The following is a 24,096-nucleotide window of genomic DNA, read 5'->3' as shown; positions in this document are numbered from 1 at the left end:
TTGAGTCGCGTCATTCTGCGCACTACCAAAAATCAACCTGCAACTTCATGGACGAAGTAAATAATGAAAGAACTTCTGGATTGCCAACTGATTCAATGGCCGGACGACCAGGCCGCTTACATCGCCGCCATCAACGAGAACCCGGCGAATGCCGGTCCCCAAAGCACAGCAGGCTCTCGCCGCAAACGCTCGGTGGTCAATTATTCGAAACTCTGGGCAAATGGTCGAACATTGAAAATTGCTTTTATGGACGCACCCGACGCCGATCATAAGACAAGGATTATCAACGCGGCTCGTAAATGGCTGGCCTATATCAACCTGAACTTCGAATTCGTCGACGATCTGAAAGGCGATATTCGCATCGCAACCCGAAACAATGACAACAGTTCAATGCTGGGTACCGATGCCCTGTTGATACATCCCGACCATCCAACGATGAATCTGGGCGTCAAACCAGAGCATCCCGATTTCGAGACCATCGTGATCCACGAGTTCGGCCATGCACTGGGCGCCCTGCATGAACATCAGCATCCTCAAGCCAATATTCCGTGGGACAAACCCAAGGTTTACGCGTTTTACCGGAATCGGGAAATGAATCCGCTGACTCGCGAACAGGTCGACCGCAACCTGTTCGCGACTTTCGATACGCTGGATGCGATTTATACGAACTACGACAGGCGATCGATCATGCATCATCCTGTATCGAACGATTTGACCATCGGCAACTGGGAAGTACCGATAAACCGCAAGATCAGTAAAAAAGACAAACAATTGATGAAGCTGCTTTATCCAAAATAATTCGGACATTTCAAAATAAAAAATTTGCCAGGTGCAACGCCTGGCAAACTTCAATTGAAAACACACAACCTTACATCAAACAACTTTCACAAACTAACATCCACCACTAACTTCAACACCACCCGAACCCATCGAGTCCCGGGAAATTCAACTATCAATTCTACAAGCAAGGACACTTGAACATGATTGCGACTATCACCGCCCCCCGTCGTAAAAAACGTGCGATTGGCAAACCGGCTCACTTTTGGACACCAGGTCAAACATTGCGCATTGCCTTCTTAAACGGCGACCAGCCGTTCAAGGATGCGGTCAAGGCTGCTGCCAGCGAATGGCTGCCGTACATCAATTTGAACTTTGATTTCGTCGAGGGTGAATCGGGAGATATCCGAATCAGCAGCGAGCCCGGGATTTACTGGTCGATGATTGGCACCCACGCACTGCTGATCGAGGACGGCCCGACCATGAGGCTGTCGCCGGATCTGCAGGCACCGGCGTTTTTCGCCGCCAACGTCATGCACGAGTTCGGGCATGCGCTGGGGGCCGAGCATGAGCACCTGCATCCGGAATCGAACATCCCCTGGAACAAGGCAGCGGTCTATGCCGCGCACTGGGTCAAAGAAAACGCCGACGAAGACGATTACGCCCGCCGGTCTGTCGATGAACGCTACTTCAACCTGCTCGACGCCAGCGATTTCGACCATTTGCCCTACGATCCGAAATCGATCATGCACTACGCCGTGCGTCAGGACTGGACCCACGGCGACTTCAAGATTGATCTGAATCTGGAGCTCAGTGAAACGGACAAGACGTTCATGTCGAAGGCTTACCCCTACCCTGCAGAACAAGCGCAATAACCCATTCGAACCAACGTGACGCCATTATTTGACCGAGCCCAGATTCGCCTCACTCAAATCCAGCTCCCCCAGGACTTCACGCAACACGTCATCACCAATCTGGTGCTGTCGGCTGAGGCTGTACAACTCAAGGCGCTGCGCACGCAATGCCTTGAGGCGCAAGCGGCGTTCGAGCAAGTCCATCTGGAACGCCAACGCCTGGGCTTCCGCCGAATCGTTGAACACCTCCAGTTGATGGCGATACTCGGACATGATCCGCGCCTTGAGCTCCGCTGCCAGGGCGGCTTGCGCGGCGTCCTGCGGGTTGACCTCCTCGGTCTCCAGCGCATGGATCGCTGCTTCCGCCGTCTTGCGCCAGGCGTCGCGCACTTCCTGACGACGCTTGTCGTCCGGACTCTTTTCGATGCCGCGCAACAGCAACGGCAGCGCAATACAGGCCGCCACCAGCGATAACAGAATCACCCCGGCGGCGATGAAGATCAGCAGATCGCGCTCGGGGAACGCCTCGCTCCCCATCAGCATCGGCACCGACATCACGCCCGCCAGGGTCACCGCACCGCGCACGCCGCCGACGGTCAGCAGCCAGCAGGAACGGGCGGTCGGCACCTGCGTCAGATCACCCTTGCCGCGCAAGCGACGCAGCAGCACCGACAGCCGCCAGATGCTCTGCACCCAGATAAAGCGCAACAACACCAGCGCCAGAAAAATCGCCACCACATCGAGACAGCGATAGAACAGGGTCGGCCATAACGATGTCTCGTGGCTGACCACCGCTTTAATGATGTCCGGAAGTTGCAGGCCGAGCAGCAGGAAGATCAAACCGTTGAAGGCAAACTCCAGCAACGACCAGACGCTGCGGTTGAGCAACCGGGTGCTGGTCTGGCGCGGCAGCAGATCGAGCCAGCTCTGCATCATCCCCGCCGCCACTGCCGAAAGAATGCCCGACGCGCCAAGCCGCTCGGCCAGCACGTAAGCGGCGAATGGCAGCAGCAACATGAACACCACGTGGGTCGCCGGATCGTCCCAGCCCCGGGCGATCATCCAGGCGCGCAACCGGCCGACCAGCCAGCTCAGCGCCACGCCGACCGCCAGCCCGCCGACGGCCACCAGCACGAAGGTCAGGCTGGCATTGGCCAGGGAGAATGCACCGGTCACCGCCGCGACCAGCGCGAACTTGAACGTCACCAGGCCCGACGCATCGTTCATCAACGCCTCGCCCTGCAACATGTGCATCAACGGCGTGGGCAAGCGGTTCTGCGAAATGGCCGAGACCGCCACGGCGTCGGTCGGAGACAGCACCGCCGCCAGCGCAAAGGCCACCGGCAATGGAATCGTCGGCAGCAGCCAATGAATGAAGTAGCCAGCACCGACCACGGTAAACAGCACCAAACCGACCGCGAGCGTCAGCACCGGCCCGCGCAGGCGCCACAATTCACGCTTGGGCATGCGCCAGCCATCGGAAAACAGCAGCGGCGGCAGGAACAGAAACAGGAACAGTTCAGGATCAAGAGCCACGTGCAGGCCGAGAGTCGGCCAGGCCAGCAAGGCACCGGCGGCGATCTGCACCAGTGGCAGCGGCAGCGGAATCACCCGTCCAATCAGGCGCGAGACACTGACCAGCATCAGCAGGATCAGGACGGTATAAGCGGTTTGCATAAAGCGGAAATCCCGGACAATCGACAGCGTTGAACTGCCATATTAGCCGCTTAGGCTGTGCGTGACCGTTGCACCTATGTCGCAGCCTCCTAAGCAAAAGCAACCTCGGCGCCGCGAAACCGTCTGGTCATGGCATAATCCGACACCATTTTTTTCCAGCACCTGTAAAGGGGGCAATTCCTTGACCGTTTCAAGCAAAACGTTGCACCTTTTCGGCATCAAAGCCTGCGACACCATGAAAAAGGCGCGCACCTGGCTCGATGAACACGCTGTCAGCTATGACTTCCACGATTACAAGACCGCCGGCATTGACCGCGAGCACCTGACCCAATGGTGCGACGAACATGGCTGGCAAACGGTGTTGAACCGCGCAGGCACGACCTTTCGCAAACTCGACGACGAACGCAAAGCCGATCTCGACCAGTCGAAAGCCATCGAACTGATGCTCGCTCAACCCTCGATGATCAAGCGCCCGGTGCTCGATCTCGGTGACCGAACCCTGATTGGCTTCAAGCCAGATATCTACGCGGCCGCCCTCAAGTAAGCAGCCCGTCACATTTTGTAGAGGTATTCACATGTCCAACTCCCTGTTCAGTATCGCCTTCGGCGTCGGCACCCAGAACCGTCAAGGCGCGTGGCTGGAAGTGTTCTACGCTCAGCCGCTGCTCAATCCATCGGCCGAACTGGTTGCCGCAGTTGCACCGATCCTCGGCTACACCGAAGGCAACCAGGCCATCACCTTCACCACCGCACAGGCTGCGCAGCTGGCTGAAGCCGTGAAAGGCATCGACGCCGTACAAGGCAAGCTGCTGACCCGTCTGGCTGAAAGCCACAAACCGCTGGTCGCCACCCTGCTGGCCGAAGACGCGCAACTGACTTCCACCCCTGAGGCTTACCTCAAGCTGCACCTGCTGTCCCATCGTCTGGTCAAGCCACACGGCGTGAGCCTGGCCGGGATCTTCCCGCTGCTGCCAAACGTGGCCTGGACCAGCCAGGGCGCGATCGACCTGAGCGAACTGGCCGAGCTGCAACTCGAAGCCCGTCTGCGCGGCGAGCTGCTGGAAGTGTTCTCGGTGGACAAGTTCCCGAAAATGACCGACTACGTGGTACCGGCCGGCGTGCGTATCGCTGACGCCGCGCGTCTGCGCCTGGGCGCCTACGTGGGCGAAGGCACCACCGTGATGCACGAAGGTTTCATCAACTTCAACGCCGGCACCGAAGGCCCGGGCATGATCGAAGGCCGCGTTTCCGCTGGCGTATTCGTCGGCAAGGGCTCGGACCTGGGCGGCGGCTGCTCGACCATGGGCACCCTGTCGGGCGGCGGCAACATCGTGATCAAGGTCGGCGAAGGCTGCTTGATCGGCGCCAACGCCGGTATCGGTATCCCGTTGGGCGACCGCAACACCGTCGAGTCGGGCCTGTACGTGACCGCCGGCACCAAAGTCGCACTGCTGGACGAGAACAACAATCTGGTCAAAGTGGTCAAGGCCCGTGAACTGGCCGGTCAGACCGACCTGCTGTTCCGTCGCAATTCGGAAACCGGTGCCGTGGAATGCAAGACCCACAAATCGGCCATCGAACTGAACGAAGCGCTGCACGCTCACAACTAAGCGCCAGAAGCTCACCTGAGGGAGCCAGCCTGTTTGCGATGACGTTCGACCGATCGTCATCGCGGGCAAGCCCGCTCCCACAGGGTTCGGCGTTAACCCGCCCATCTTCACCAGGGCTTGAAACCGTGATGATTCCCTCCCCCTGGCGCGCCGACTTCCCGGCCATCGCCGCCCTGCAACGGCAAGACCAGACCTATCTGGACAACGCCGCCACCACGCAAAAACCCCAGGCCCTGCTCGACGCACTGACGCATTACTACGCCAATGGCGCGGCCAACGTGCATCGTGCCCAGCATCTGCCCGGCGCTCATGCCACGCAGGCGTTCGAGGACAGCCGCCTGAAGGTTGCCCAGTGGCTGAATGCCGGTGAAAGCGGGCAGATCATCTTCACCCACGGCGCCACCAGTGCGCTGAATCTCCTGGCTTATGGCCTGGAACACCTTTTCCATCCGGGCGATGAAATTGTCATCAGCGCCCTGGAGCATCACGCCAACCTGCTGCCGTGGCAGCAACTGGCACAACGTCGCGACCTGAAACTGGTGATCCTGCCGCTGGACGATGACGGCGTGATCGACCTCGCCGCCGCCGTTCACCTGATCGGTCCGCGCACTCGCTTGCTGGCGGTCAGCCAGTTGTCCAACGTACTCGGTGCCTGGCAACCGTTGCCGGCACTGCTGGCGATGGCCAGGGCGCACAACGCACTGACCGTGGTCGATGGCGCTCAGGGCGTGGTCCATGGCCGGCATGATGTGCAAGCGCTGGGTTGTGACTTTTACGTATTTTCCAGCCACAAGCTGTACGGCCCCGATGGCCTCGGCGTGCTGTTCGGGCGCAACGCAGCGCTTGAGCAACTGCAGCCGTGGCAATTTGGCGGCGAGATGGTGCTGGAAACCAATTATCACGACGCCCGTTTCCGCCCGGCGCCACTGGGCTTCGAGGCCGGAACGCCGCCGATTGCCAGCGTGATCGGCCTCGGTGCGACCCTCGACTATCTGGCCGGTCTGGATCAGGACGCCGTGTCCGCTCACGAAGCGGCGCTGCATGATTATCTGCTGCGCGGCCTCGCCGCCCGCAATGGCATTCGTCTGCTGGGCAAGCCGCAACTGGCGCTGGCCAGTTTTGTCGTTGAAGGCGTACACAACGCCGATCTGGCTCATTTGCTGACCGAACAGGGCATCGCCGTGCGCGCCGGGCACCACTGCGCCATGCCGCTGCTCAAGCGCTTCGAACTGGCCGGGGCGATTCGCGTGTCGCTGGCGCTGTACAACGATTCCGAGGATCTTGAGCGGTTCTTTGAAGCGCTGGATCAAGCGCTGGAGTTGTTGCGATGAGTCTGCCGGTCGAGGCTGCCGAAGCGCTGCAAACGTTTCAGAACGCCACCGGTTGGGAACAACGGGCGCGGCTGTTGATGCAGTTTGGTGATCGTCTGCCGCCGTTGAGCGATGAAGACAAGTGCGAGGCCAATCGGGTGCACGGCTGTGAAAGTCAGGTGTGGCTGGTTGGCGAATTGCGCGATGGCCACTGGCAATTTGCAGCGGGCAGTGATGCGCGAATGATTCGCGGGTTGGTGGCGTTGCTGCTGTTGCGGGTCAACGGTTTGACCGCCGGCGAGCTGCAACAGTTGGACCTGCCGGACTGGTTCAATCAGTTGGGACTGTCGCGACAGTTGTCGCCGTCGCGCAGCAATGGCTTGAATGCCGTGCTGCAGCGGATGAATGAGTTGGCGGGCTAATCGCCATCGCTGGCAAGCCTGCTCCCACATTGGATTTTGGTGTTACACGGATTTTGTGTTCACTGAGGATCAATTGTGAGAGCTGGCTTGCCAGCGATGAGGCCATCAGCCACAACATCAAACCTGAGGCTTGACCCGATCCGCCGGACGCCGAACGCCCGCCACAATCTTGTCCACAGCCTTGGTCGCCGCGACCATGCCGAACGTCGCCGTGACCATCATCACTGCGCCAAACCCGCCGGCGCAGTCCAGCTTCACGCCATCACCGACAAAACTCTTCTGCAGGCAAATGCTGCCGTCCGGTTTCGGATAGCGCAGCTGTTCGGTGGAAAACACGCACGGCACGCTGTAATGGCGAGTCACAGTGCGCGAGAAACCATAGTCACGACGCAGCGTGGAGCGCACTTTCGAGGCCAGAGGATCATTGAACGTACGGTTGAGATCGCAGACCTGAATCAGCGTCGGATCGATCTGCCCGCCCGCCCCACCGGTGGTGATGATCTGGATCTTACGGCGCTTGCACCAGGCGATCAGCGCGGCTTTTGCGTTGACGGCGTCGATGCAGTCGATCACGCAATCGATGTTCGGCGTGATGTATTCGACCATGGTGTCGCGGGTGACGAAATCCGCCACGGCGTGCACCGTGCAGTCCGGGTTGATCCCGCGCAGACGCTCGGCCATCACCTCGACCTTGGGCTTGCCGACCGTGCTGTCGAGCGCGTGCAATTGGCGGTTGGCGTTGCTGACGCAGACGTCATCGAGGTCGAACAGCGAAATCTCGCCCACCCCGCAACGGGCCATGGCTTCCGCCGCCCAGGAACCGACGCCGCCAACGCCGACAATCGCCACATGGGCTGCACGCAGGCGCTCGAGGCCCTCGATGCCATACAAACGGGCGATGCCTGCAAACCGCGGATCTTCTGTACTCATGACCATTACCCTGAAAACCGGCGCGCATTATAGGACTACGCAGCGACAAGTTTTAAGCTTCAAGCTACAAGTGTAAGAACTTAAGTCAAAGTCGATTGCCCAACGTCCGGCATTTCCCCGTCTCTTGTAGGACTCGGCGAACTGCCGGTGTAGGATGCGCGCCCTCTTGGCGTCAATCAGCCGACCCTTCGTTCCACAGCCTTTGGAACCCGACACAGCTATGTCATCGCGTAAATTTGGACTCAACCTGGTGGTGGTTCTGGCAATCGCCGCCCTGTTCACCGGTTTCTGGGCGCTGATCAACCGCCCCGTCTCCGCGCCGAACTGGCCGGAGCAGATCTCCGGTTTCTCCTATTCACCGTTCCAGCAGGGACAGTTCCCACAGAAGGATCAGTATCCGTCCGACGATGAAATGCGCCGCGACCTGGAGATCATGAGCAAGCTGACGGACAACATCCGCATCTACTCGGTCGACGGCTCCCTGCAGGACATCCCGAAACTGGCGGAAGAATTCGGCCTGCGCGTGACCCTGGGGATCTGGATCAGCCCCGACCAGGAACGCAACGAGCGGGAAATCACCCGCGCCATCGAACTGGCCAACACTTCGCGCAGCGTGGTTCGCGTAGTCGTCGGTAACGAGGCGATCTTCCGCAAGGAAATCACTGCCCAGGAACTCAGCGTGCTGCTCGACCGTGTGCGCGCGGCCGTGAAAGTGCCGGTGACCACGTCCGAGCAATGGCACGTCTGGGAAGAGCACCCGGAACTGGCCAAGCACGTCGACCTGATTGCCGCGCACGTGCTGCCGTACTGGGAATTCATTCCGGTGGACAAGGCCGGGCAGTTTGTTTTCGACCGCGCCCGCGATCTGAAAAAGATGTTCCCGAAAAAGCCGCTGCTGCTGTCCGAAGTGGGCTGGCCGAGCAACGGCCGCATGCGCGGTGGCGCCGATGCGTCGCCGGCGGATCAGGCGATCTACCTGCGCACACTGGTCAACAAACTCAATCGCCAGGGCTTCAACTACTTCGTGATCGAAGCGTTTGACCAGCCGTGGAAGGCCAGCGACGAAGGCTCGGTCGGCGCTTATTGGGGCGTGTTCAACGCCGCGCGCCAACAGAAATTCAACTTCGAAGGCCCGGTGGTGGCGATCCCGCAATGGCGCGTGCTGGCCATCGGCTCGGTGGTGCTGGCGCTGTTGTCGCTGACCCTGCTGATGATCGACGGCTCGGCCCTGCGTCAGCGCGGTCGTACCTTCCTGACCTTTATCGCGTTCCTTTGCGGTTCGGTGCTGGTGTGGATCGGTTACGACTACAGCCAGCAATACAGCACGTGGTTCAGCCTGACGGTGGGCTTCCTGCTGGCGCTCGGTGCGCTCGGGGTGTTCATCGTGTTGCTGACCGAGGCCCACGAACTGGCCGAGGCGGTGTGGATCCACAAGCGTCGCCGTGAATTCCTGCCGGTGGTCGGCGATTCGGACTACCGCCCGAAAGTCTCGATCCACGTGCCCTGCTACAACGAGCCGCCGGAGATGGTCAAACAGACCCTCAACGCCCTGGCCAACCTCGACTATCCGGACTTCGAAGTCCTGATCATCGACAACAACACCAAGGATCCGGCGGTCTGGGAACCGGTGCGCGACTACTGCGAAACCCTCGGCCCGCGCTTCAAGTTCTTCCACGTCTCGCCCCTGGCCGGTTTCAAGGGCGGTGCGCTGAACTACCTGATCCCGCACACTGCCAAGGACGCCGAAGTGATCGCGGTGATCGACTCCGACTACTGCGTGCACCCGAACTGGCTCAAGCACATGGTGCCGCACTTCGCCGACCCGAAAATCGCCGTGGTGCAGTCACCGCAGGACTATCGCGACCAGAACGAAAGCACCTTCAAGAAGCTGTGCTACGCCGAATACAAAGGCTTCTTCCACATCGGCATGGTCACCCGCAACGACCGCGACGCGATCATCCAGCACGGCACCATGACCATGACCCGCCGTTCGGTTCTGGAAGAACTGGGCTGGGCCGACTGGTGCATCTGTGAAGACGCCGAGCTTGGTCTGCGGGTATTCGAGAAAGGCCTGTCGGCGGCGTATTACCACGACAGTTACGGCAAGGGTCTGATGCCGGACACCTTCATCGACTTCAAGAAGCAGCGTTTCCGCTGGGCCTACGGTGCGATCCAGATCATCAAGCGCCACACCCGCAGCCTGCTGCGCGGCAAGGACACCGAGCTGACGCGCGGCCAGCGTTACCACTTCCTCGCGGGCTGGCTGCCGTGGGTGGCGGACGGCATGAACATCTTCTTCACCGTCGGCGCGCTGTTGTGGTCGGCGGCAATGATCATCGTGCCGCAACGGGTCGACCCACCGCTGCTGATCTTCGCGATCCCGCCGCTGGCGCTGTTCGTATTCAAGGTCGGCAAGATCATCTTCCTCTACCGTCGCGCCGTGGGCGTGAACCTCAAGGATGCGTTCTGCGCGGCACTGGCCGGGCTGGCGTTGTCGCACACCATCGCCAAAGCGGTGCTGTACGGTTTCTTCACCAGCAGCATTCCGTTCTTCCGCACCCCGAAAAACGCCGACAACCATGGCTTCTGGGTGGCGATTTCCGAGGCCCGGGAAGAGCTGTTCATCATGCTGCTGTTGTGGGGCGCGGCGCTGGGGATCTTCCTGGTGCAGGGCATTCCGAGCAACGACATGCGCTTCTGGGTGGCCATGCTTCTGGTGCAGTCGCTGCCGTACGTGGCGGCGCTGATCATGGCGTTCCTGTCGTCGCTGCCAAAACCATCGGCGGCGCCTGAACCGGCACCGGTGGTCTAAATCCTTCCGGATGCACTAAACGGCGGCCAATGGTCGCCGTTTTGCTTTAAGATAACCGCCATTTTGCAGGGCCAAGGCCCCGATGGCCTGCCCCTAGACCTGTGGGAGCGAGCTTGCTCGCGATGAGTCCGTCACATTCAACACTTATGTTGAACAGGACATCGTCATCGCGAGCAAGCTCGCTCCCACATTTACAGCTTTCGGAGTTTTCCATGACGGCCCACGCCGACCTTTCGCCGACCCTCCAACTCGCCATCGACCTGATCCGCCGTCCGTCCGTGACGCCGGTCGACGCCGATTGCCAGAAGCAGATGATGCAGCGCCTGGGCGATGCCGGTTTCCAGCTGGAACCGATGCGCATCGAAGATGTGGATAACTTCTGGGCGACTCACGGCAAAGGCGACGGCCCGGTACTGTGCTTCGCCGGCCACACCGATGTGGTGCCGACCGGCCCGGTGACCGCCTGGCAGATCGACCCGTTCAACGCGGTGATCGACGAGCACGGCATGCTCTGCGGCCGTGGCGCGGCGGACATGAAAGGCAGCCTGGCTTCGATGACAGTCGCGGCCGAGCGTTTTGTCGCCGACTACCCGGACCACAAGGGCAAGGTTGCGTTTCTGATCACCAGCGACGAAGAAGGCCCGGCGCATCACGGCACCAAGGCCGTGGTCGAGCGTCTGGCAGCCCGCAACGAACGCCTGGACTGGTGCATCGTCGGTGAACCGTCGAGCACCACGCTGGTGGGCGACGTGGTGAAGAACGGTCGTCGCGGCTCCCTCGGCGCCAAACTGACCGTGCGCGGCGTGCAGGGCCACGTGGCATATCCGCACCTGGCGAAGAACCCGATCCACCTCGCTGCCCCGGCTCTGGCCGAACTGGCTGCCGAGCATTGGGATCACGGCAACGATTTCTTCCCGCCGACCAGTTTCCAGATTTCCAACGTCAACTCCGGCACCGGCGCGACCAACGTGATTCCGGGCGATCTGGTGGCGGTGTTCAACTTCCGTTTCTCCACCGAATCAACCGTTGAAGGCCTGCAGAAACGCGTGGCCGACATTCTCGACAAGCATGGCCTGGACTGGCACATCGACTGGGCGCTGTCCGGTCTGCCGTTCCTCACCGAGCCGGGCGCACTGCTCGACGCGGTGTCTTCGAGCATCAAGGACATCACCGGCCGCGAGACCAAGGCATCCACCAGCGGCGGCACCTCCGACGGTCGTTTCATCGCGACCATGGGTACGCAGGTTGTTGAGCTGGGCCCGGTCAACGCGACCATCCACCAGGTCAACGAGCGCGTACTGGCGGCCGATCTCGACGTGCTGACCGAGATCTACTATCAGACCCTGATCAAGTTGCTCGCCTGATGCTCGCGTGTCCGATCTGCAGTGAACCGCTGACCGCGGTGGATAACGGCGTGGTCTGCCCCGTCGGCCACCGCTTTGACCGCGCGCGACAGGGTTACCTGAACCTGCTGCCGGTGCAGCATAAGAACAGCCGTGATCCCGGCGACAACCAAGCGATGGTCGAGGCCCGCCGCGACTTCCTGAACGCCGGGCATTACGCGCCGGTGGCCAAACGTCTGGCGGAGCTGGCAGCCGGTTACGCGCCGGCCCGCTGGGTCGATATCGGTTGTGGCGAGGGTTACTACACCGCGCAGATCGCCGAAGCATTGCCGAACGCTGACGGCTACGCACTGGACATCTCGAAGGAAGCGGTCAAACGCGCCTGCAAACGCAATCCGGCGCTGACCTGGTTGATTGCGAGCATGGCCCGGGTGCCACTGGCCTCCGGCAGCTGCCAGTTTCTGGCCAGCGTTTTCAGTCCGCTGGATTGGGAAGAAGCCAAGCGCCTGCTCAGTGTTGGCGGCGGCCTGATGAAGGTCGGCCCGACCAGCGGCCACCTGATGGAACTGCGCGAACGCCTGTACGACGAAGTGCGCGAGTACACCGACGACAAGCATCTGGCCCTGGTGCCGGAAGGCATGGCACTGGCGCACAGTGAAACCCTGGAATTCAAGCTGACGCTGGACAAGCCCGAGGATCGCGCCAACCTGCTGGCGATGACACCCCACGGCTGGCGCGCCAGTGCCGAGCGCCGCGCGGCGGTCATCGAACAGGCCGAGCCGTTCGTGACCACCGTCTCGATGCGCTACGATTATTTCGTTCTTCAATAACCTTTGGTCTCGGGCAACGACCCGGGGCCGGCTAAATCCGCGAATGGATTTTTCAGACCCGCAGTGAGGACATCCATGCGCCAACCGGACATCGAGATTTACCTGAAAGACGCCGACGTCGACCACAAGGCCATTTCCGCCTGGCTGGGCGCCGCCCTCGGCCCGTGCAGCGAATGGGTGCAGAAAGGCCAGACCTGGAAGTGCAAGGCCGGCAACATCCCGGTGACCTGGCTGCCGAAAGCCGTGGGCAAGTGGAACAGCCTGTACCTGGAAAGCGACGCGACCCCATGGGACGACGACATCGCCTGCGCCCGCGCAGCGTTTGCCGCGCTGAATGTCGAAGTGCGCTGCGCGCCGGGGACGTGGGTCGAGGAAGAAGGTGAGGAGACGGCGGATCGCTGGATCCGGATCAGCGCCGACGGTGAAGAAGAAATCACCTGGAAAACGGCCTGAAAGCAGCTTCGAGCTGCAAGCCTCAAGCTGCAAGCCTGACCGCTTGAAGCTTGTAGCTCGAGACTGGCCGCAGGCCCTCCCTTACAGGCCTACAACATCCTCAGCCTGCAACCCCTTCTGCCCTTCCACCACCGCGTATTCAACCTGCTGACCCTCGGTCAGCGAACGGTGGCCTTCGCCACGGATCGCGCGGTAGTGCACGAACACGTCCACCCCGTCTTCGCGCTGAATGAAGCCGTAGCCCTTGGCGTCGTTGAACCACTTCACGTTGCCGGTTTCACGTGTTGCCATCTGTTCATACTCCTTTTTTATTATTGAACAGGCTTTTCGCAGGAAAGCCTTTGAGGAACGTCAGCCTGCATCCGACGTCCATAAAAGGGCCCCGGCGACAGATCGCCGAGTATATGACAGGCGGCAAAACTCTCAACAGGAGATTACTTCGCCGCTTTTTTGCCGATTTTCGCCCAATACGGCAAACTGTCGACCGCCCGAGCAAACGCTCGGTTTATCCACTCACGCAGAAGCCGTATGACCCGTTCCCCGTTCCGCCGTCTTGTGTTTGGCACCTTGCGCCGACTGTTGTATCTCTGGGTTCGCTCCGAGACGATCAACCAGTCGTCGTTCACCCTCAACCTAGACCGCAGTCGTCCGGTTTTCTACGTCCTGCAAAACCCATCGCTGACCGATCTGGCGGTGGTCGACACCGAGTGCACCAAGGCCGGTCTGCCGCGCCCGGTGTTGCCGGTGTCCGTGGGTTCGCTGATCGAACCGGCGGCGTTCTTCTACCTGACGCCGGACCCGGACTGGCTCGGCCGCCAGGACAAGCGCGGCGCGCCGCCGACCCTGACCCGACTGGTCAGCGCCCTGAGCCAGAACGCTGCCGAAGATGCACAGATCATTCCGGTCAGCGTGTTCTGGGGCCAGTCGCCGGACAGCGAGAACAGCCCGTGGAAACTGCTGTTCGCCGACAGCTGGGCCGTCACCGGGCGTCTGCGTCGTCTGCTGAGCATCATGATTCTGGGACGCAAGACCCGCGTGCAATTCTCCGCACCGATCCACCTGCGCGAGCTGATCGAACACAACAAGGGCCACGAACGCACCGTGCGCATGGCCCAGCGAATCCTGCGGGTGCACTTTCGCAACCTCAAGGCTGCGGTGATCGGCCCGGACATTTCCCACCGGCGCAACCTGGTCAAAGGCCTGCTCAACCAGCCGCTGGTCAAGCAAGCGATCCTCGACGAAGCCGAGCGCGAAAACATCTCCCCGGAAAAAGCCAAGGCCCAGGCCCTGCGCTATGGCAACGAGATCGCCTCGGACTACACCTACACCGCGATCCGTTTTCTGGAAGTGGTACTGAGCTGGTTCTGGAACAAGATCTACGACGGGATCAAGGTCAACCACATCGAAGGCGTGCAGAAGGTCGCCCAGGGTCACGAAGTGATCTACGTACCGTGCCACCGCAGCCATATCGACTACCTGCTGCTGTCGTACCTGCTGTTCCGCAACGGCCTGACCCCGCCGCACATCGCCGCCGGGATCAACCTGAACATGCCGGTGATCGGCAGCCTGCTGCGTCGCGGCGGTGCGTTCTTCATGCGCCGCACGTTCAAGGGCAATCCGCTGTACACCTCGGTGTTCAACGAGTACCTGCACACCCTGTTCACCACAGGTTTCCCGGTCGAGTACTTCGTCGAAGGCGGTCGCTCGCGTACCGGGCGCATGCTGCAACCGAAAACCGGGATGCTGGCGATCACCCTGCGCAGTTTCCTGCGTTCGTCGCGGATGCCGATCGTGTTCGTGCCGGTGTACATCGGTTACGAGCGCGTGCTTGAAGGCCGGACCTACCTCGGCGAACTGCGTGGCGCGAGCAAGAAGAAAGAATCGATCTTCGACATCTTCAAAGTCATCGGCGCGCTCAAGCAGCGCTTTGGCCAGGTGGCGGTGAACTTCGGCGAGCCGATCAAACTCGCGGAATTCCTCGACAGCGAACAACCAGGGTGGCGCCAACAGGAACTCGGCCCGCAGTACAAGCCGGCCTGGCTCAACGAAACCACCAACCGCCTCGGCGAGAAAGTCGCGCAGCATCTGAACGAAGCGGCGGCGATCAACCCGGTCAACCTGGTGGCGCTGGCGCTGCTCTCGACTACGCGCCTTGCACTCGACGATCGGGCCATGGCGCGGGTGCTGGATCTGTATCTGGCATTGCTGCGCAAAGTTCCGTACTCGCCGCACACCACCTTGCCGGAAGGCGATGGCCGGGCGCTGATCGAACACGTGAAGGAAATGGATCTGCTGTCCGAGCAGAACGATGCGCTGGGCAAGATTTTGTACCTGGACGAGCAGAACGCCGTCCTGATGACCTACTACCGCAACAACGTGCTGCACATCTTCGCCCTGCCGGCGCTGCTGGCGAGTTTCTTCCAGAGCACCTCGCGCATGAGCCGCGAACAGATCCTGCGCTATACCCGCGCACTGTATCCGTACCTGCAATCGGAACTGTTCATCCGCTGGACCCTGGACGAACTGGATGCGGTGATCGATCAGTGGCTCCAAGCGTTCGTCGAACAAGGCCTGCTGCGCTTCGAAAAAGACGTCTACCTGCGCCCGGCGCCAAGCTCGCGGCATTTTGTGCTGCTGACATTGCTGTCGAAGAGCATCGCCCAGACCCTGCAACGCTTCTACATGACGGTTTCCCTGCTGCTCAACAGCGGCCAGAACAGCATCAGCGCCGAAGAACTCGAAGACTTGTGCACGGTCATGGCCCAGCGCCTGTCGATCCTGCATGGCCTGAACGCGCCGGAATTCTTCGACAAGAGCCTGTTCCGCCACTTCATCCAGACCCTGCTCGACCTCGACGTGCTGCGTCGCGATGAAGCCGGCAAGCTGAGCTATCACGAACTGCTCGGCGAACTGGCCGAAGGCGCAGCCAAACGGGTGTTGCCGGCGGAGATTCGCCTGTCGATCCGTCAGGTAGCCCTGCATCGCAGCGAAGATGCGGCCGATCAGGTCGCCCCCCCTGTGCAAAGCGACTAAATTGCTACAGGCGCCAGGCTTCTTCTGGCGCCGTCGATACGGAGATCTGCGATGAAAAAACTTTCTCTGCTGGCCGCCACCACCCTGCTCAGCGCCTGCCAGTCGACTTCACCGGCCGGCAAGGTCAGTCTCGACGGCGAAGTGTTCTATCTGCAACGCATCGCCCTGCCACCCAGTGCGACCTTGAGTGTGAGCCTGCAGGACGTTTCGCTGGCCGATGCTCCGGCCATGGTGCTCGACGAACAGAAAGGCCCGGTCAAAGGCCAGGTGCCGCTGCCGTTCCACTTGAGCTACGATCCGGCCCAGGTCAAACCCGGCCACCGCTACTCGGTCAGCGCACGCATTGAAGTCAACGGCGAGCTGATGTTCATCACCACCGAAAACCATGCCGTGCAGCTCGATGGCAAGGATCCGCAGCCACTGAAGATCCGCGTCGACGCCGCCCGCTAACTCTCTCCGAACAAGGAAGCCGCCATGCTCCGCCCTACCCTTCGCTTCGCCGGCCTGTGCGCGGGCCTGATGATCTCCGCCAACGCACTGGCCCTGTCCCTCAGCGACCTGTCGCAAGGCGACGCCACCGGCGGCCTCAAGGACGCCCTGACCCAAGGCGCACAACTGGCCGTCAAACAACTCGGCACCCCGGGTGGCTTCAGTAACAACCCGGACGTGAAAATCGAACTGCCGGGCAAACTCGGCAAAGTCGCCGGCAAGATGAAAGCCTTCGGCATGGGCGCCCAGGTCGAGGAGCTGGAAACCGCCATGAACAAGGCTGCGGAAACCGCCGTCACCCAGGCCCAGCCGATCCTGGTCGACGCCGTGAAGAAAATGAGCGTGGAAGACGCCAAAGGCATCCTCAGCGGCGGCAACGACTCCGCCACCCAATACCTGGACAAATCCAGCCGCGAACAGATCCGCACCAAGTTCCTGCCGATCGTCAAACAGGCAACCGACAAAGTCGGCGTAGCCCAGAAATACAACGCCTTCGCTGGCCAGGCCGCGACCTTCGGCGTGGTCGATGCGAAAAGCGCCAACATCGAAAGCTACGTCACCGAACAAGCGCTCAACGGCCTGTTCGAAATGATCGGCAAGCAGGAAGAAACCATCCGCAAGAACCCGGCCGCTGCGGCGACGAGTCTGGCGAAAAAAGTGTTTGGTACGCTCTAAACCGGCACCACACGGGAGTGAGTTTTCTCACTCCCGTTGTTCAATCCGTCGCCAGCAGACACACGTAAAAAGTACACCCACTCGCGTCCCATTTTCTTCTTCTCGAAAACCTGCAGCTCAACCAACCCGCTCAACGTCAACACCGCTGTGTTGTAGGCACAACCAAGATGCTCCTTGACGTTCCCCGCCGTGAACTCCTTCGCCACCCCGCTCCTGGCCACCTGATAAATCGCCCGCTGCCGCTCTGTCAGCCGATCAAAAAAGCCCGAACAGGTCAGCCAGCGCTCGAAGCCTTCGCTGTACGCCACACTCTTGCGGTACACGTCGGTAAAACCCTCCACCGCCCGCAAAATCACCGAACACTGAAACTCGATGAAGTACGTCAGGTCGAGCTCATCAGCCTCGCTGTGCAAATACGACCGCCCGTACTTTACCGGCGCGTTGCGCAGTAAAAGACTGATCGCGATATAGCGGAATGCCGAAAACTCGTACTTGAACATGAGCCAGTAAAACAGCGCCCTGGCGACCCGCCCGTTGCCATCGCGAAAGGGATGTTCATAGCCCAGGGCAAAGTGCAGCGTGATCGCCTTGATCAGCGGATGCAGGTAGTTTTTTTGCCGAGGTGAACCCTGTGGTTGATTGACCCACTGCGAGAGCAAATCCAGTCGCCTCACTAATCCGGCGGCAGGCGGTGGCGAGTGGACGGTATTCCCTTCGCAGTCCTGCACCACCACTTCATCGTTGGTCCTGAAAAGCCCGGGGTCGTACTGCTCGTCATCAATACCCTCGACACCGACCCGATGCATCGACGCAATCAACTCCACGCTCAAAGGTTCGTAACGTTTTTCCCAGGCGAAATTCATCATCCGGAAATTACCCATGACCATCCGCTCATCCGGCGTCCGGGGCTGGCGCCGTTGCTTGAGCATGTCCTTGGCAACACGGGTAGTGGTCGCGGCGCCTTCCAGCTGACTGCTGCTGATCGCCTCATCCTCGATCAGATCGTTAAGCAAATAACTGAAATGCGCCCGCTCGCCTATCTGGCTGGTCATGTACTCCAGCGACGCCGTCGTGGTTTGCCGATCAACCACTGAAAGGGCCTTCTGCGCGGTTGGTGTCGGCACAAACTTTCCCCACTGGGCCGGCTCCCCCAAAGGCAGAAGATGAATGTACTGAGCGGCCCGCGCCTTCTTGACCAACGCCCAACACAAACGCGAGTCCAGCCCGCTGGGCCAGCGATACCGCAAATCCTCAAAAGGCAGATACCGCCCCTGATCATCCAGCGGCTTGAGCAACGCAAGGTAGTCCGCCAGACGCTGCTTGTGAGGCGCGCGCATCAACAACTCAAAGACCGGATCGGCCCGACCTTTCAATACCGGCGGTTTCTTCATCAACGCTGCTCAACCAAGGCTGCAAAACAGCCTCGAGTACAGCACCGCCAACACAGCGACTCAATATCGGAGGCGTCTGAAAAACATGTAGGAGAGAACACCCCCTCCTACAACGAGCAAATAAAGGCGTAAACCACAATGAGCGTTAGCTCGAGTACCGCTCTTGACGTGCCGGCCCCTTCGGCCGGCTGAGTGGAGGGATTTATCCGGGGGTAGGCGCGTAGCGCCGTTCGACGAAGTCGAACACATCGAGAGGAGGTGCAGCGAAGCAAACCGGAGGCGATGCCCCCGGATGAATCCCAGAACGAAGGAACCCCGAGCCCCAGCGAGGGGCCGAACGCCGGGGCCCAGACCTTTGGTTCCTTTGGGGCGTTTGCCAAAGGGACTCGCCGTAAGGGCGAAACCGCCAGCCGCAACACCCGCAGAAATGGATATTCGCCCAAAACCCCAAGAGCATGGTCGGCCCAAAGGCCGCCACGCTCAAACAGCCTCAAGCCTCCTTGCGAACCCGGAACCAGGCCGCATACAACGCCGGCAAAAACAAAAGCGTCAGAGCAGTAGCAACAATCAACCCCCCCATGATCGCCACCGCCATCGGCCCGAAAAACACACTGCGAGAAAGCGGAATCATCGCCAGCACCGCTGCCAGCGCCGTCAGCACAATCGGCCGGAACCGCCGCACGGTCGCCTCAATAATCGCCTGCCACGGCTTGAGCCCGGCGGCGATGTCCTGCTCGATCTGATCCACCAGAATCACCGAGTTACGCATGATCATCCCCGACAGCGCGATCGTCCCGAGCATCGCCACAAACCCGAACGGCTGACGGAACACCAGCAGAAACAGCGTCACTCCGATCAAACCCAGCGGTGCAGTCAGAAACACCATCGCCGTGCGCGAAAAACTGCGCAGCTGCACCATCAGCAACGTCAGCACCACGACAATGAACATCGGCACCCCGGCGTTCACCGACTTCTGCCCACGCTCCGAATCCTCCACCGTACCGCCGACATCCAGCAGATAACCGTCCGGCAACTCGGCCCGGATCGGATCAAGCGTCGGCAGGATCTGCTTCACCAGTGTCGCCGGCTGCTCCTTGCCATAGATGTCCGCGCGCACGGTCACGTTCGGCAGGCGATTGCGGTGCCAGATGATGCCCTCCTCGAAGCCATATTCCAGGGTGGCAATCTGCGACAGCGCGACGCTGCGACCGTTATCGGTGGGCACCGCCAGACTCGGCAGCAACGACAGTTCGGTGCGCTCGTGCACGGTGCCGCGCAGGAGGATTTCGATCAGTTCGTTGTCCTCGCGGTACTGGCTGACGCTGGATCCGGTCAGCGAACTCTGGAGGAATTTCGCCAGATTCGCCGTGCTCACTCCCAGGGCCCGGGCGCGATCCTGATCGATGTTCAGGTACACGACCTTGCTCGGCTCTTCCCAGTCCAGATGCACGTTGACCACATGCGGATTCTCGCGCACCTTGGCCGCGACTTTTCGGGCCAGCGCACGGACTTCCTCGATGTGCTCGCCGGTGACGCGGAACTGCACCGGATAGCCGACCGGAGGACCGTTTTCCAGGCGCGTGACCCGCGAACGCAGGGCCGGGAACTGCTCGTTCAACGTGTCGATCAGCCACGTGCGCAGCGCTTCGCGTTCCTCGATGGTTTTCGCCAGCACGACGAACTGGGCGAAGCTCGCCGCCGGCAGTTGTTGATCCAGCGGCAGGTAGAAACGTGGCGAACCGGTGCCGACGTAAGCGACGTAGTTATCGATGCCAGCGTGATCCTTGAGCATCGCTTCCAGGCGTTTGACCTCACCCGTGGTATTGGCCAGCGAAGCGCCTTCGGCAAGCTTCAGATCGACCATCAGCTCCAGTCGCCCGGAAGCCGGGAAGAACTGCTGCGGCACGAACCGGAACAACGCCACCGACGCCAAGAACAGCAGCACGGTGAGCACGATCACGGTTTTACGCCGACGCACGCACCACTCCACCAGACGCCGCACCCGTTGGTAGAACGGCGTGCCGTAGGGGTCGGTCTGGCCGTCAGCCGTACCGTGTTTGGCCGCGTGAATTTTCGCCAGATCCGGCAGGAGCTTTTCCCCCAGATACGGCACGAACACCACGGCCGCCACCCAGGATGCGAGCAAGGCGATGGTCACCACCTGGAAGATCGAGCGGGTGTATTCGCCAGTGCCGGACTGCGCCGTGGCGATCGGCAGGAAACCGGCGGCGGTGATCAGCGTACCGGTGAGCATCGGGAACGCGGTGCTGGTCCATGCATAACTGGCAGCCTTGATCCGGTCGAAACCCTGCTCCATTTTGATCGCCATCATTTCCACGGCGATGATCGCGTCGTCCACCAGCAAACCCAGCGCCAGCACCAGCGCGCCGAGGGAGATTTTGTGCAGGCCGATGCCGAGGTAATACATGCAGGCGAAGGTCATCGCCAGCACCAGCGGAATGGTCAGCGCCACCACCATGCCGGTGCGCACGCCGAGGGAGAAGAAACTCACCAGCAACACAATGGCCAGTGCCTCGATCAGCACCTGGACGAACTCGCCGACACCGGTTTTCACGGCGGCGGGCTGGTCGGAGACCTTGCGCAACTGCATGCCGGCCGGCAGGTTTTTCTGGATCCGGGCGAACTCGATTTCCAGAGCCTTGCCCAGCACCAGAATGTCGCCGCCGTCCTTCATCGCCACCGCAAGACCGATGGCGTCTTCGCCCATAAAGCGCATGCGCGGCGCCGGAGGATCGTTGAAACCGCGCCGCACATCAGCGACATCGGAGATGCGGAACGTACGATCACCGACGCGTATCGGGAAGTTCTTGATCTCGTCGACTGTCTGAAAATTCCCCGAAACCCGTAGCTGCAATCGCTCGCTGCCGGTTTCAAAGAAGCCGGCGGTGGACACGGCGTTCTGTTCTTCCAGCGCCTGCTGCACCGCCGCCAGCGGCAAGCCGAGGGTGGCGAGTTTGACGTTGGACAGTTCGACCCAGACCTTCTCGTCCTGCAAACCAAGCAAGTCAACCTTGCCCACATCCTTGACCCGCTGCAGCTGGATCTGGATACGGTCAGCGTAATCCTTGAGCACCGCGTAGTCGAAACCGTCGCCGGTCAGCGCATAGATATTTCCGAAAGTGGTGCCGAACTCATCGTTGAAAAACGGCCCCTGAATGCCCGGCGGCAGGGTCTGGCGAATGTCGCTGACTTTCTTGCGCACCTGATACCAGAGATCCGGAATCTGCACCGAATGCATCGAGTCGCGGGCAATGAACGTGACCTGGGATTCACCGGGGCGCGAGAACGAAACGATGCGTTCGTACTCACCGGTTTCCATCAGTTTTTTTTCGATGCGCTCGGTGACCTGACGCGAGACTTCCTGGGCCGTGGCGCCGGGCCAACGGGTCTGAATGACCATCGCCTTGAAGGTGAACGGCGGGTCTTCGCTCTGGCCGAGCTTGGTGTAGGACAAGGCGCCGACGATCGCCAGCAAAAGCATCAGGAACAGTACGATCTGGCGATTGCGCAGCGCCCAGGCGGAAAGATTGAAACCCATCGGGGATTACTCCTTGTCCGCCAAATTGACCACGCGGTTGGAGCGATCCACCGGACGCACCTGCTGCCCTTCCAGCAGCACGTGCACGCCGGCGGCGACCACCCAGTCGCTGGCGTTCAGGCCTTCGAGCACCGGCACGGTTTTCTCACCGAACGGGCCGGTGCGCACCGGGGTCTTTTTCAGGGTGTTGTTGGCGCTGACGACCCAGACGTAGGTCGCGCCGTTTTCGGCCGTCAGCGCCGAGAGCGGCACCGACAGCGGGATGACATCGGCGGTCTGCACGAAGACCCGGGCGCTCTGGCCCAGTTCTGCCGGGACTTTGCCGGAGGTGAATGAAATGCGTGCGGCAAAGGTGCGGGATTTCGGATCGGCGGCTGGCGACAGCTCGCGGATCTGCCCGGCGAAGCGCTGGTTCTGTTGTGTCCACAGCTCTACCGACACCGGCTGGCCGACCTTAAAGCGACCGAAGCTCTGCTCCGGCAGGCTGATCAGCACTTCCCGTTCACCGTCAGTGGCGAGGGTGAAAACGGTCTGCCCGGCGGCGACCACTTGGCCGACTTCCACCGAACGCTTGGCCACCACGCCATCCTGCGGTGCGCGCAACACGGCGTAACTGGCCTGATTGGTCGAGACGTTGAATTCGGCTTTGATCTGTTTGAGGCGGGCTTCGCCTGAGCGATAGAGGTTCTCGGCATTGTCATAGGCCGAGCGGCTGACCATCTGCCGTTCCATCAGGGTCTTGTAGCGGTCACGCTCGGCGCGCACCAGGTTCAGGTTGGCTTCGGCGGCCGCGACCTGGGCCCGGGTGGCTTCCAGTTGCAGGCGTACATCCTGCGGATCGAGTTCGGCGAGCGGTTGATCGGCCTTCACCCGCTGACCTTCCTCGACCAGTCGTCGGCTGACTTTGCCGCCGATGCGGAACGCCAGATCGGGTTCGTAGCGGGCGCGAACCTCGCCCGGATAACTTTCCATCGCCTGCGCCGAAGGCTCTGGCTGCACCACCATGGCCGGTCGCACACTGACTGGCGTCACCTCTTCCTTGCCACATGCCGACAATAAAAACGCCAGACTGACTGGCACCGCAAAGGACAACGCATGGCGGAACATGGTGAAGGACCTTTCGCTAAGGAGGCTTGGAATAATTATACTGGCCGGTATGTTATTAATAGCAAACTCACCAGTCCAGTATTAAAAGCGAAGAATGTCGAACAATCTTTCCACTCCAAACGGCCCCGGCCGACCGAAGGATCCGGCCAAGCGCCAGGCGATTCTCGAGGCGGCGAAAATCCTGTTTCTGAGTCATGGCTATGCCAACACCAGCATGGACGCGGTGGCCGCCGAGGCCGGGGTGTCAAAGCTGACGGTGTACAGCCATTTCAACGACAAGGAGACGCTGTTCTCTGCCGCCGTGGTGGCCAAATGCGAGGAGCAATTGCCGCCACTGTTCTTCGAATTGCCGGACGGCATTGCGGTGGAAAATGTGTTGCTGAACATTGCGCGAGGCTTTCACCACCTCATCAACAGTGAGGAATCGGTAAACCTGCATCGTCTGATCATGGCGCTGGGCAGTCAGGATCCCAATCTGTCACTGATCTTCTTCGAGGCCGGCCCCCAGCGTATGGTGCAAGGCATGGAACGATTGCTGGGGCGGATTCACGAAACCGGCGTGTTGAGCATCGACAACCCGCACAACGCCGCCGAGCACTTCTTTTGCCTGATCAAGGGCGCCGGGAATTTCCGCCTGTTGTACGGCTGCGGTGAGCCACTGACCGGCGAGGCGGCGGAAAGTCATGTGCAGGAAGTGGTCGGACTGTTCATGCGGGCCTATCGACCCTAGTTTCTGCGGTGTCTGTCCTGACGCTATCGCTGGCAAGCCAGCTCCCACAGGGATCGAAGTGTGATCACTGATTGTGTGCACACCACTGAACCTG

The 24,096-nt window shown here is 60.8% G+C and carries 20 protein-coding genes; 14 read left to right on the top strand and 6 right to left on the bottom strand.

The features are described from left to right. Window positions 1–63 precede the first annotated feature (63 nt). Together QLG12_RS15335 and QLG12_RS15330 are read left to right on the top strand one after the other, a co-directional pair. Window positions 64–798 (top strand): M12 family metallopeptidase, encoded by a 735-nt coding sequence (locus QLG12_RS15335; protein WP_197868755.1) that lies wholly within the window; start codon window positions 64–66, stop codon window positions 796–798. Window positions 799–980: 182 nt separating this feature from the next. Then, complete coding sequence (locus tag QLG12_RS15330) at window positions 981–1,652, top strand: hypothetical protein (RefSeq protein ID WP_282474825.1); 672 nt, start codon at window positions 981–983, stop codon at window positions 1,650–1,652. A gap of 24 nt (window positions 1,653–1,676) precedes the next feature. Here QLG12_RS15330 and QLG12_RS15325 read toward each other — a convergent pair whose 3' ends face one another. Then, window positions 1,677–3,308 (bottom strand): Na+/H+ antiporter, encoded by a 1,632-nt coding sequence (locus QLG12_RS15325; RefSeq protein WP_197868757.1) that lies wholly within the window; start codon window positions 3,306–3,308, stop codon window positions 1,677–1,679. 181 nt (window positions 3,309–3,489) lie between these two features. On the opposite strand from QLG12_RS15325, the gene QLG12_RS15320 reads away from it, so the two are divergent. The 4 genes from QLG12_RS15320 to QLG12_RS15305 all read left to right on the top strand — a co-directional run bounded on the left by QLG12_RS15320 (window position 3,490) and on the right by QLG12_RS15305 (window position 6,650). Next, a complete protein-coding gene (locus QLG12_RS15320; protein WP_003222107.1) occupies window positions 3,490–3,852 on the top strand; it encodes an ArsC family reductase in 363 nt (120 codons plus the stop codon). Between the two features lie 31 nt (window positions 3,853–3,883). Beyond that, entirely contained in the window at window positions 3,884–4,918 is a 1,035-nt protein-coding gene (gene dapD, locus QLG12_RS15315; RefSeq protein WP_011332675.1) for a 2,3,4,5-tetrahydropyridine-2,6-dicarboxylate N-succinyltransferase, read from the top strand. A gap of 125 nt (window positions 4,919–5,043) precedes the next feature. Next, on the top strand, window positions 5,044–6,249 hold the full coding sequence (locus QLG12_RS15310; RefSeq protein ID WP_197868812.1) for a cysteine desulfurase: 1,206 nt from the start codon (window positions 5,044–5,046) through the stop codon (window positions 6,247–6,249). Beyond that, a complete protein-coding gene (locus QLG12_RS15305; protein WP_197868813.1) occupies window positions 6,246–6,650 on the top strand; it encodes a SufE family protein in 405 nt (134 codons plus the stop codon). The genes QLG12_RS15310 and QLG12_RS15305 overlap by 4 nt, the downstream gene beginning before the upstream one ends. 117 nt (window positions 6,651–6,767) lie before the next feature. Here QLG12_RS15305 and tcdA read toward each other — a convergent pair whose 3' ends face one another. Beyond that, window positions 6,768–7,586 (bottom strand): tRNA cyclic N6-threonylcarbamoyladenosine(37) synthase TcdA, encoded by an 819-nt coding sequence (gene tcdA, locus QLG12_RS15300; RefSeq protein WP_282474824.1) that lies wholly within the window; start codon window positions 7,584–7,586, stop codon window positions 6,768–6,770. Between the two features lie 214 nt (window positions 7,587–7,800). Here tcdA and QLG12_RS15295 point away from each other — a divergent pair, with 214 nt between their 5' ends. The 4 genes from QLG12_RS15295 to QLG12_RS15280 all read left to right on the top strand — a co-directional run bounded on the left by QLG12_RS15295 (window position 7,801) and on the right by QLG12_RS15280 (window position 13,018). Next, window positions 7,801–10,392 (top strand): glycosyltransferase, encoded by a 2,592-nt coding sequence (locus QLG12_RS15295; RefSeq protein WP_039769651.1) that lies wholly within the window; start codon window positions 7,801–7,803, stop codon window positions 10,390–10,392. A gap of 212 nt (window positions 10,393–10,604) precedes the next feature. Next, a complete protein-coding gene (gene dapE, locus QLG12_RS15290) occupies window positions 10,605–11,756 on the top strand; it encodes a succinyl-diaminopimelate desuccinylase (protein WP_011332670.1) in 1,152 nt (383 codons plus the stop codon). Continuing rightward, the gene (locus tag QLG12_RS15285; protein ID WP_236194215.1) at window positions 11,756–12,565 is read left to right on the top strand and encodes a putative RNA methyltransferase; all 810 of its coding nucleotides are present in this window, start codon (window positions 11,756–11,758) and stop codon (window positions 12,563–12,565) included. Before dapE ends, QLG12_RS15285 begins: the two co-directional genes overlap by 1 nt. Window positions 12,566–12,640: 75 nt before the next feature. After that, a complete protein-coding gene (locus QLG12_RS15280; RefSeq protein ID WP_064378976.1) occupies window positions 12,641–13,018 on the top strand; it encodes a hypothetical protein in 378 nt (125 codons plus the stop codon). Window positions 13,019–13,099: 81 nt separating this feature from the next. On the opposite strand, the gene QLG12_RS15275 is transcribed toward QLG12_RS15280, so the two are convergent. Then, complete coding sequence (locus QLG12_RS15275; protein ID WP_007954750.1) at window positions 13,100–13,309, bottom strand: cold-shock protein; 210 nt, start codon at window positions 13,307–13,309, stop codon at window positions 13,100–13,102. A gap of 237 nt (window positions 13,310–13,546) precedes the next feature. On the opposite strand from QLG12_RS15275, the gene plsB reads away from it, so the two are divergent. The 3 genes from plsB to QLG12_RS15260 are packed head-to-tail and all read left to right on the top strand — an operon-like array spanning window position 13,547 to window position 17,215. Further along, entirely contained in the window at window positions 13,547–16,051 is a 2,505-nt protein-coding gene (gene plsB / locus QLG12_RS15270; RefSeq protein ID WP_197868816.1) for a glycerol-3-phosphate 1-O-acyltransferase PlsB, read from the top strand. A 51-nt stretch (window positions 16,052–16,102) separates the two neighbouring features. Then, a complete protein-coding gene (locus QLG12_RS15265; protein WP_197868817.1) occupies window positions 16,103–16,501 on the top strand; it encodes a YbaY family lipoprotein in 399 nt (132 codons plus the stop codon). Window positions 16,502–16,525: 24 nt separating this feature from the next. Further along, window positions 16,526–17,215, top strand: coding sequence for a DUF4197 domain-containing protein (locus QLG12_RS15260; protein WP_011332665.1), 690 nt, complete (start codon window positions 16,526–16,528; stop codon window positions 17,213–17,215). On the opposite strand, the gene QLG12_RS15255 is transcribed toward QLG12_RS15260, so the two are convergent. The 3 genes from QLG12_RS15255 to QLG12_RS15245 form a co-directional block, all read right to left on the bottom strand. After that, window positions 17,212–18,606 carry a Fic family protein gene (locus QLG12_RS15255; protein WP_282474823.1) on the bottom strand — a complete coding sequence of 465 codons (1,395 nt, stop codon included), beginning with the start codon at window positions 18,604–18,606 and terminating at the stop codon, window positions 17,212–17,214. The genes QLG12_RS15260 and QLG12_RS15255 overlap by 4 nt on opposite strands. 490 nt (window positions 18,607–19,096) lie before the next feature. Further along, the gene (locus QLG12_RS15250; protein ID WP_197868819.1) at window positions 19,097–22,165 is read right to left on the bottom strand and encodes an efflux RND transporter permease subunit; all 3,069 of its coding nucleotides are present in this window, start codon (window positions 22,163–22,165) and stop codon (window positions 19,097–19,099) included. A gap of 6 nt (window positions 22,166–22,171) precedes the next feature. Next, the gene (locus tag QLG12_RS15245; protein ID WP_108559792.1) at window positions 22,172–23,272 is read right to left on the bottom strand and encodes an efflux RND transporter periplasmic adaptor subunit; all 1,101 of its coding nucleotides are present in this window, start codon (window positions 23,270–23,272) and stop codon (window positions 22,172–22,174) included. A gap of 94 nt (window positions 23,273–23,366) precedes the next feature. On the opposite strand from QLG12_RS15245, the gene QLG12_RS15240 reads away from it, so the two are divergent. Further along, complete coding sequence (locus QLG12_RS15240) at window positions 23,367–24,002, top strand: TetR/AcrR family transcriptional regulator (RefSeq protein WP_282474822.1); 636 nt, start codon at window positions 23,367–23,369, stop codon at window positions 24,000–24,002. The last annotated feature ends 94 nt before the right edge of the window (window positions 24,003–24,096 follow it).

The sequence above is a fragment of the Pseudomonas sp. V88_4 genome (genome assembly GCF_029967985.1).
Lineage (GTDB): Bacteria > Pseudomonadota > Gammaproteobacteria > Pseudomonadales > Pseudomonadaceae > Aquipseudomonas > Aquipseudomonas glycinae.
Note: the sequence above shows the minus strand (reverse complement) of the source record. Positions and strands in the feature narration are given on the sequence as shown.

Coding starts and splice junctions, on each gene's coding strand:
- QLG12_RS15280 (WP_064378976.1), top strand. CDS start 12,641: ATGCGCCAACCGGACATCGAGATTTACCTGAAAGACGCCGACGTCGAC.
- QLG12_RS15260 (WP_011332665.1), top strand. CDS start 16,526: ATGCTCCGCCCTACCCTTCGCTTCGCCGGCCTGTGCGCGGGCCTGATG.
- dapE (WP_011332670.1), top strand. CDS start 10,605: ATGACGGCCCACGCCGACCTTTCGCCGACCCTCCAACTCGCCATCGAC.
- QLG12_RS15245 (WP_108559792.1), bottom strand. CDS start 23,272: ATGTTCCGCCATGCGTTGTCCTTTGCGGTGCCAGTCAGTCTGGCGTTT.
- QLG12_RS15250 (WP_197868819.1), bottom strand. CDS start 22,165: ATGGGTTTCAATCTTTCCGCCTGGGCGCTGCGCAATCGCCAGATCGTA.
- QLG12_RS15305 (WP_197868813.1), top strand. CDS start 6,246: ATGAGTCTGCCGGTCGAGGCTGCCGAAGCGCTGCAAACGTTTCAGAAC.
- QLG12_RS15325 (WP_197868757.1), bottom strand. CDS start 3,308: ATGCAAACCGCTTATACCGTCCTGATCCTGCTGATGCTGGTCAGTGTC.
- dapD (WP_011332675.1), top strand. CDS start 3,884: ATGTCCAACTCCCTGTTCAGTATCGCCTTCGGCGTCGGCACCCAGAAC.
- plsB (WP_197868816.1), top strand. CDS start 13,547: ATGACCCGTTCCCCGTTCCGCCGTCTTGTGTTTGGCACCTTGCGCCGA.
- tcdA (WP_282474824.1), bottom strand. CDS start 7,586: ATGGTCATGAGTACAGAAGATCCGCGGTTTGCAGGCATCGCCCGTTTG.
- QLG12_RS15265 (WP_197868817.1), top strand. CDS start 16,103: ATGAAAAAACTTTCTCTGCTGGCCGCCACCACCCTGCTCAGCGCCTGC.
- QLG12_RS15285 (WP_236194215.1), top strand. CDS start 11,756: ATGCTCGCGTGTCCGATCTGCAGTGAACCGCTGACCGCGGTGGATAAC.
- QLG12_RS15295 (WP_039769651.1), top strand. CDS start 7,801: ATGTCATCGCGTAAATTTGGACTCAACCTGGTGGTGGTTCTGGCAATC.
- QLG12_RS15330 (WP_282474825.1), top strand. CDS start 981: ATGATTGCGACTATCACCGCCCCCCGTCGTAAAAAACGTGCGATTGGC.
- QLG12_RS15275 (WP_007954750.1), bottom strand. CDS start 13,309: ATGGCAACACGTGAAACCGGCAACGTGAAGTGGTTCAACGACGCCAAG.
- QLG12_RS15240 (WP_282474822.1), top strand. CDS start 23,367: ATGTCGAACAATCTTTCCACTCCAAACGGCCCCGGCCGACCGAAGGAT.
- QLG12_RS15335 (WP_197868755.1), top strand. CDS start 64: ATGAAAGAACTTCTGGATTGCCAACTGATTCAATGGCCGGACGACCAG.
- QLG12_RS15255 (WP_282474823.1), bottom strand. CDS start 18,606: ATGAAGAAACCGCCGGTATTGAAAGGTCGGGCCGATCCGGTCTTTGAG.